Below are 6,510 nucleotides of genomic sequence, written 5' to 3'. Positions count from 1 at the left end.
CAGGGCGCGTCGAACTGCGACACGGCCTTACCCATGGTGAAGCCAGCGAACTGGATGAAGGCGTAGTACACGCCGAGCGAACCGCCCGAGGTGCCGCCGTCGGTCGGGTTGATCGAACCGCCAACCAGCGCCGGCGCCGTCGGATTCGACGTGTTGAGGGCGATCGTGTTGGTACCGGCGGTGCCGCCGAAAGCGGAGCCCGTGCCCTGATAGCCGGCCGAGGTCCAGGAGAACGTCGCATCGAAGAAGGTGCGGACGACGCCGTATTCGGTGGCGGTGCGCGTGTCGATGTTGAGGTCTTCACGAGCGCGCCAGGTGTAGTAGTTGCTCAGGCGATTGCGCCCGCTCGCAGGAGAGGCCGACTGGGTGCCATAAACGTTGTTCGTGTTCAGCGCGACTTCAGCACGCAGATAGCCACCCAGCTTGATGCAGGTGTCAGTGCCCGGGATGTAGTAGAATCCGGCACCGTACAGGGAGCAGATCCGCACGTATTCGACCGCCTTGGCCTTCACGGGGAGATCGGCTGCCTGAGCTCCGCCCACAGCGAGGAGACCCGCCGCAGAACCGAGCAAAAGGCTCTTAACCAACTTCATGTTAAACCTCCAAGTTGCTCTATAGGGAAGGTTCCGGATCCGCTGGGTGAATGCACCCTAAGGTTGGTTCCCTTGTCCCTTAACTCACCGCTCAGCCGCTTCGCGCCTTCGGACACACCCGCTGAACGCGAGGGACTTAAGCGAACCACCTAAAACGGGACGACCTCGGGATGCCCCCCTCCGTCGCTCAGTCACAATTACCGAACGTCCTTGCACACACAACAACAGAACGCTCCGGGACGGGCCCACGAAGCGCGTTTTCCGGCGGGTGTTGCACAAATAACACGCAGACGTGACCAAAGCCGCTCTGCAACATGTTGTTTTTGCTTATGTTTTCGAGACGGTTCCATTTGCCGCCAAAATTCCTCACTTGAGGCACAGCGGGCGGAGCACGCCGATGTTGCGGCTCTGACGCGCTCGAATCGTAGAATCGCCGAGGCGGGCAGCGGGACGTGTCGCCCCCTCCCCACAAACCGGCCAAACCTGAAAAAATGCTCCACGACGACGCATGAAGCGCGCCGGGTCGCGGGGCGGATATCTCCATTTGAGCTGGTTACGGCAGGCACGGGCAATCGACCGATTCCCGACGCGGACCTTTGCCACGTCGGCCGATCGTCCCTCACGTGTCCAAGAAAGTCGCGACGTCGATTCCCGGAGCCCCCCGCCCGGACCGAGTTGTCGCCCCCTACCCGGCTTTGAATAGGCCGCACACGACCTTATGGCCGGACCGGTAACGGGCCTTCCTCACCCGAGCGTTTGAATTTCGATATGATCTGGCGCCAGCCCGGCTTGATATCTTTGATGCATTGCCTCGAAAGCTGCTTCCAAGTGTTTCGTATAGAGGACCCCGTCAAGCAGCGGCGCTTTCAAACGGCTCTCTCGCAGCCTCTCGCGAACCCCGTGAAGCTTTTGCTCATTGAGCGCCAAGTCGATGGCGAGCGCTTCAAATTCCTCGCTCGTTCGTGTGATCAGTTCAGGCAAGCCAAAGGCGTTGAGCAAGCTCGCCGCGACGCGGCCCGCGAAGCTATTTCCGATTTGCGTCACGACCGGCAGGCCTGCCCACAATGCATCGCTCGCAGTCGTATGCGCGTTGTACGGCAGCGCATCCAGGAAAAGATCCGCAAGGCGGTGGCGCGCCAGGTGGTCGGACAACGATGAAACGTGCCTTGCAAACACCAGGCGAGCTGGATTGACACCCAGGTCTTGAGCCTCTTTTCGCAGGTTGGATCTTGCCGTCTCCGCCATATTGGACAACCACAATATGGACTGGTCCACATTCTTAAGAATATTCATCCAACGACCAAACACAGGCCGATTGATCTTGTAGGGATTGTTGAAGCAGCAAAAAACGATCCGCCCCTCCGGCAAATCGTGGTCAGCCCTTTTGACTATGATCTCGTCGATCATCGGCCCCTTGGTATCGCGCGGCATGAAGCTGCCGGGCAAACGAACCACTTTCTCTTCAAAGAAGCGATTGCTTGGCTCTGGCACGACGATGTGATCGGCAATGATGTAGTTTGACAGCTCTTTGCTACCCAGCGTCCCCGCGAATCCGAGGAAATTGACGACGATCGGAGCGGGACCGGAGGTAAACAGCGATGGCCTGCTATTCTGTGTGTGACCCGCAAGATCGACAACAATGTCCATCTGCGCGTCTTTCATCGCCTCCAGGATTTCGCTGTTACTCTTGTATTGGCAGTCGATAAAGCGATGAAAGGCCCCCTCCAGTCGCTTGCGCAGATCGCTGCTGTCATTTGGACCGATTGAAAAGGCATAGGGCTCAAATCGATTGGTATCGTGGTTCTCGAAAATTTCGGCGGCCAGGTGCGCGACCGGATGTTGACGAAAATCGGGTGAAACATAGCCGACCCGAATCTTGTCGCGCTTATGGATCGCGCCTCCTGAACCTGATTGGGAGGCTCGTGAGACCTTCGCAGCCACCCATGCTTTCGCGCACCGCAATTGATCATCAGGCGCATCGGTCAACGAAAGCAGCGCAAAGGGGGAGCTGACAACTTTTCCGGCCCGCACCCCTTCCATCAGGTGACTGATCTCTTCCTCCAGATCATCCCAATTGCACAAGTTCATTTTCGCAGAAAGACGCGCCCCTTCGATGCCCTCCAGATCGGACCTGATCGACAGTGCCTTGTCGTAGGCAGCGAAAGCTTCGTCATGGCGCTTGAGATCGGTGAAAAGGTTACCTCGGCCGAGCCACGCTTCTGCCATATCGGGCCTGACCGACAACGCCCTGTCATAAGCAGCAAATGCACCGTCATGGCGCTTGAGCTCGATGAGAACGTTGCCTTTGCCGAGCCACGCCTCTGCCAGATCAGGCCAGATGGACACCGCCCTGTCATAAGCAGCGAATGCTTCGTCATAGCGCTTGAGGTCATAGGACACGTTGCCTCGACCAAGCCAGGCATTCTCTAGATCAGGCTTGATCGACAGCGCCTTGTCGTATGCAGACAATGCTTCGTCATAGCGCTTGAGGTTCCAGAAGACATTGCCGCGAACAACCCATGCGCCCGCGAGATCAGACTTGATCGACAGCGCCTTGTCGTACGCAGCAAGAGCTTCGTCATAGCGCTTAAGATCGGCAAAAACATCACCTCGGCCGACCCACGCATCCAGGAAACCAGGGTTGACCGATAGCGCCTTGTCGTACGTGGCGAAAGCTTCGTCATACCGCTTGAGATTCCGGAGGGCATTCCCGCGGCCAAGACAGGCATTCTCTAGATCAGGCTTGATCGACAACGCCTTGTCGTAAGCAACGAGAGCGTCCTCATAGCGCCGGAGCTTTTCAAGGCAACTTCCTTTGCCTGCATATGCATCCGCAAAGTTCGGATTGTAGAATGTCGCCTTGTCGAATTGATCGATCGCATCCGAATAGTTTCGCGCAAACTCGGCGAGTATCGTAGCTCTGTTATGGTATGAGAGAGGATTGCGCGGGTTCACCGCCAACGCGCGCGTGAAATACGTCAGGGCCTCTTGCGGCCGATTCAGGGATTTGAGCGCATATCCATAATTACTGAGCGCTTCGTCGCTGCTTCCATTCAGGGCTACCGCCGCTTTGAGATGGACCTCGGCCTCCCCAAACCGGCCTTGTATGAGCTTCACCACACCCAGGAGATGTTCGACCTCGAATATGTTCCTGGACGATTTGGCGATCTGCTGCAGTATTCTTTCCGCTTTGACCAAATCATTGGCGTGAAAGGCATCGACAGCACGTCGAAATTTGGTCTGCAGTTCACCCGCCAAGCCTGCTCCTCCCCGAGATCATCCGCTCAATCATAGCAAGCGGTCCGACGAAGGCATAGCGGTAGGTCTGCCGCTCAGTTGCGGCCTCCAGTGTCTAGAACGACGACCTCCCTCCGTTCGATCGCCACATCCGCGGTCAAAGCGGCGAACAACTGAGAGCGCGGCCCACGATGGATGAACAAGAGCGCTCCGGAGCGGCAGCCCGCCTCGGGGCCTAAAACACCGGCAGCGACGCTCAAGCCCGACGCCCGGTCACCGCGTCTCGCGAGAAGCTGCCAAGCACGAAGCGGCTTCTGGTCCAAACCAGGTGCCGCGTTTCCCGGCGATGGATGTTGGGCAGATCGCGGCCAAGGCCAGGTGAGACGTTTTCGTCGTCGGACATTGAGATAGGCCATGCATGCTTAAGGCCCGGCAGCATCGAAGAAAGGACGCACAACGCAAAAAAGCAGAACAAAATCAAAATGTTAATTGATTTGCTGGCGGAGACGGAGGGATTCGAACCCTCGATAGGCCTTTACAAGCCTATAACGGTTTAGCAAACCGCCGCCTTCAGCCACTCGGCCACGTCTCCAATATGCGGGGTATGCCCGACCCGGCGGCGTGCCGCAAGCGGCAGAATTAAGGTTGGCGCGATCTTTCACCTGAAAGCGATCGTGGAGCGGCTGCGCAAGCCCCGCGAAAGGATCCGCGCGGCGCGAAAGGCGCCCGATTCGCGCGCTCCTTAATATATGTGCGCTCTTATCTAACGGCCGGACCGCCAGATCCGCCAAAACGAGGGCGAAATCAGCACCGGGTCGCCGGCCCAGACGTTGAACCAGACGCCGGACCTGCGCCGGCAGGGAAAGCTCCAAGCCCTTAAGATATTGGGCAGGATGCCCGTCTTGTGTGGCCGTCCGAGTTCCAGGTCGCAATCATCGGGTGCAATCTGAATCGGCAGCCACTGACCCGTTCCTGGGCCATTCTCGTCGGGGTCGCTCATGCCACGCGAATCTAGGCGGCGGCACGACAAACAAGCTTGATTGAGCGCAAACAGGCCCGTCCGTGAAAACACGGGGCCGGATGCGGTTCTCCGCTCAGTGAGCGGCGACCCATGCCCTCGCCTCGCGCTGTGCAGCCGAGATCTCGACGTCCGACATCTGTCCGGCGACTTCCTGGCGCAGCGCCACGGCGTCCTTGCGGCCCTTCAGCGCGGCGAGATTGAACCATTTGTGCGCTGCGACGAGATCGACGATGCCGGAGCGGCCGCTCGCCCAATAGATCCCGCGCTCGAACAGCACGTCCGACAACGCGCTCGCGTCGATCGGCGTTGCCGTCTCCAGATCGATAGTCCCCTGAAACATAACGCATCCCCGTTTTTCTTGTGCCGCCTCGTTTCCCCGAGCGCGGCTCCCGTCCAACTCTGATCTGGCATGACCCTTCCCGGAAAACCACTCTTCCGGGATCATGCGCTGTTCAACTCATCCCCATGCCGTTTGCCGGCTTGTTGGAGGCGATGATGGCGGGCAAATTTGAATGGCAGTTTAAGTATCGCGATGAAGCAGACGTAAACGCAGCCGCGCGCCACGCGTGCGGAAAATTCAAAAAGCCCCCGATTGACGGGCACTTCTGCGATTCGTCAGATTCGGTTTACCGTCGCGATCTTCGGACAACGATAACCATCGCGCGCGGTGGCGGCGTGCAGTGGCGCCCTCCCGCAGCGCTCGTCGTCAACCGCGACCCGGCTGCGCCAGGGTTCGCCAAGGACTGGTCAAGGCTTCGCCAGGGAGCCACCAAGGCTTGCGGTCCCGAGATGCCGAAACTCTGGCGAAGGCAGCAAGTGGGCGCGCTGCATTTTGGAGACAGCAATCGTCCATCAAGAAGCTGCGGCGTGCCGGATCGCCCGGTCGGGGCCGGCCGATGACACCGTGAACGGGAAACGCGCGAGGGCGTCGCGCAACGGCGACGTCGTCGCCCTCGCCTGCCCCATAGGCGGCGCGGCCACGTCGCGGTCAGATCAACAATGTCTGGAAAAGGGATGCCGGCAATACCCCGGCCTCAGGAGAACGAGGGCGTCGGCGAACACGTCAGGACCAGATTCCACTTTGACCGCGAGGCCACTCGTGAAATTGCAGAACCGGAGAACCGGACCCGCAACGAACGAAGAAATCTCGTTTCTTCTGCCGGACCTGATCTTGGCGAGCGAACCCGCGAAGAGAACGATCCGGCCGTTGACCTGATGTCTCGCCGACACCCTCTATCGTCGACCAGAACCTTTTGAAGGGCGCTGATGACGTGCCGGCTACTTAAGAGCCGGCAACTTCAGAAGCGAAGTTACTTCTTCTTCTTCGCGACCTTGCGGGTCTTCTTCGCAGTCTTCTTCACTGCGCTCTTCGCCTTCTTCGCCTTCGCCTTCTTTGCTTTCTTGGCCATGTTGCCCTCCGATGTGTGAGATGGCTTTAATCGCTGCGTGCACTCGGGGATCGAATGCACTTCATCCCGAATACACCAACACGACGAAAAAAAACAGCGTCTCGCTTAAAGAAGTGTTGACGCAGCAACGCGCGTGCGCTTGTCGAGCGCGACGCAGGCGTGCTTCGCGGCGTGTGCCTGCGATCGCAGAGAGCGCCCGTATCGTCGATGCTCGCGAGAGATGCGGTTGCAGGAAAACGCTATGTAGCAA

At 58.8% G+C, this 6,510-nt stretch carries 5 protein-coding genes and 1 tRNA gene; 1 reads left to right on the top strand and 5 read right to left on the bottom strand.

Annotated elements, in window-relative coordinates:
- The 5 genes from AC630_RS16850 to AC630_RS16825 form a co-directional block, all read right to left on the bottom strand.
- The coding region (locus AC630_RS16850; protein ID WP_143198092.1) for a porin at nt 1-593 on the bottom strand (593 nt) is incomplete at its 3' end.
- A 744-nt stretch (nt 594-1,337) separates the two neighbouring features.
- On the bottom strand, nt 1,338-3,851 hold the full coding sequence (locus AC630_RS16845; RefSeq protein WP_074119619.1) for a tetratricopeptide repeat protein: 2,514 nt from the start codon (nt 3,849-3,851) through the stop codon (nt 1,338-1,340).
- A gap of 477 nt (nt 3,852-4,328) precedes the next feature.
- Nucleotides 4,329-4,422, bottom strand: a tRNA-Ser gene (locus AC630_RS16835).
- Nucleotides 4,423-4,593: 171 nt separating this feature from the next.
- Complete coding sequence (locus AC630_RS16830) at nt 4,594-4,830, bottom strand: hypothetical protein (protein WP_074119617.1); 237 nt, start codon at nt 4,828-4,830, stop codon at nt 4,594-4,596.
- 94 nt (nt 4,831-4,924) lie between these two features.
- Entirely contained in the window at nt 4,925-5,191 is a 267-nt protein-coding gene (locus AC630_RS16825) for a hypothetical protein (protein ID WP_074119616.1), read from the bottom strand.
- A 155-nt stretch (nt 5,192-5,346) separates the two neighbouring features.
- On the opposite strand from AC630_RS16825, the gene AC630_RS45455 reads away from it, so the two are divergent.
- Nucleotides 5,347-5,751 carry a hypothetical protein gene (locus AC630_RS45455; RefSeq protein WP_167561225.1) on the top strand — a complete coding sequence of 135 codons (405 nt, stop codon included), beginning with the start codon at nt 5,347-5,349 and terminating at the stop codon, nt 5,749-5,751.
- Nucleotides 5,752-6,510 lie beyond the last annotated feature (759 nt).

The organism is Bradyrhizobium sp. AS23.2, assembly GCF_001908185.1.
Lineage (GTDB): Bacteria > Pseudomonadota > Alphaproteobacteria > Rhizobiales > Xanthobacteraceae > Bradyrhizobium.
Note: the sequence above shows the minus strand (reverse complement) of the source record. Positions and strands in the feature narration are given on the sequence as shown.

Coding starts and splice junctions, on each gene's coding strand:
- AC630_RS16830 (WP_074119617.1), bottom strand. CDS start 4,830: ATGAGCGACCCCGACGAGAATGGCCCAGGAACGGGTCAGTGGCTGCCG.
- AC630_RS16825 (WP_074119616.1), bottom strand. CDS start 5,191: ATGTTTCAGGGGACTATCGATCTGGAGACGGCAACGCCGATCGACGCG.
- AC630_RS45455 (WP_167561225.1), top strand. CDS start 5,347: ATGGCGGGCAAATTTGAATGGCAGTTTAAGTATCGCGATGAAGCAGAC.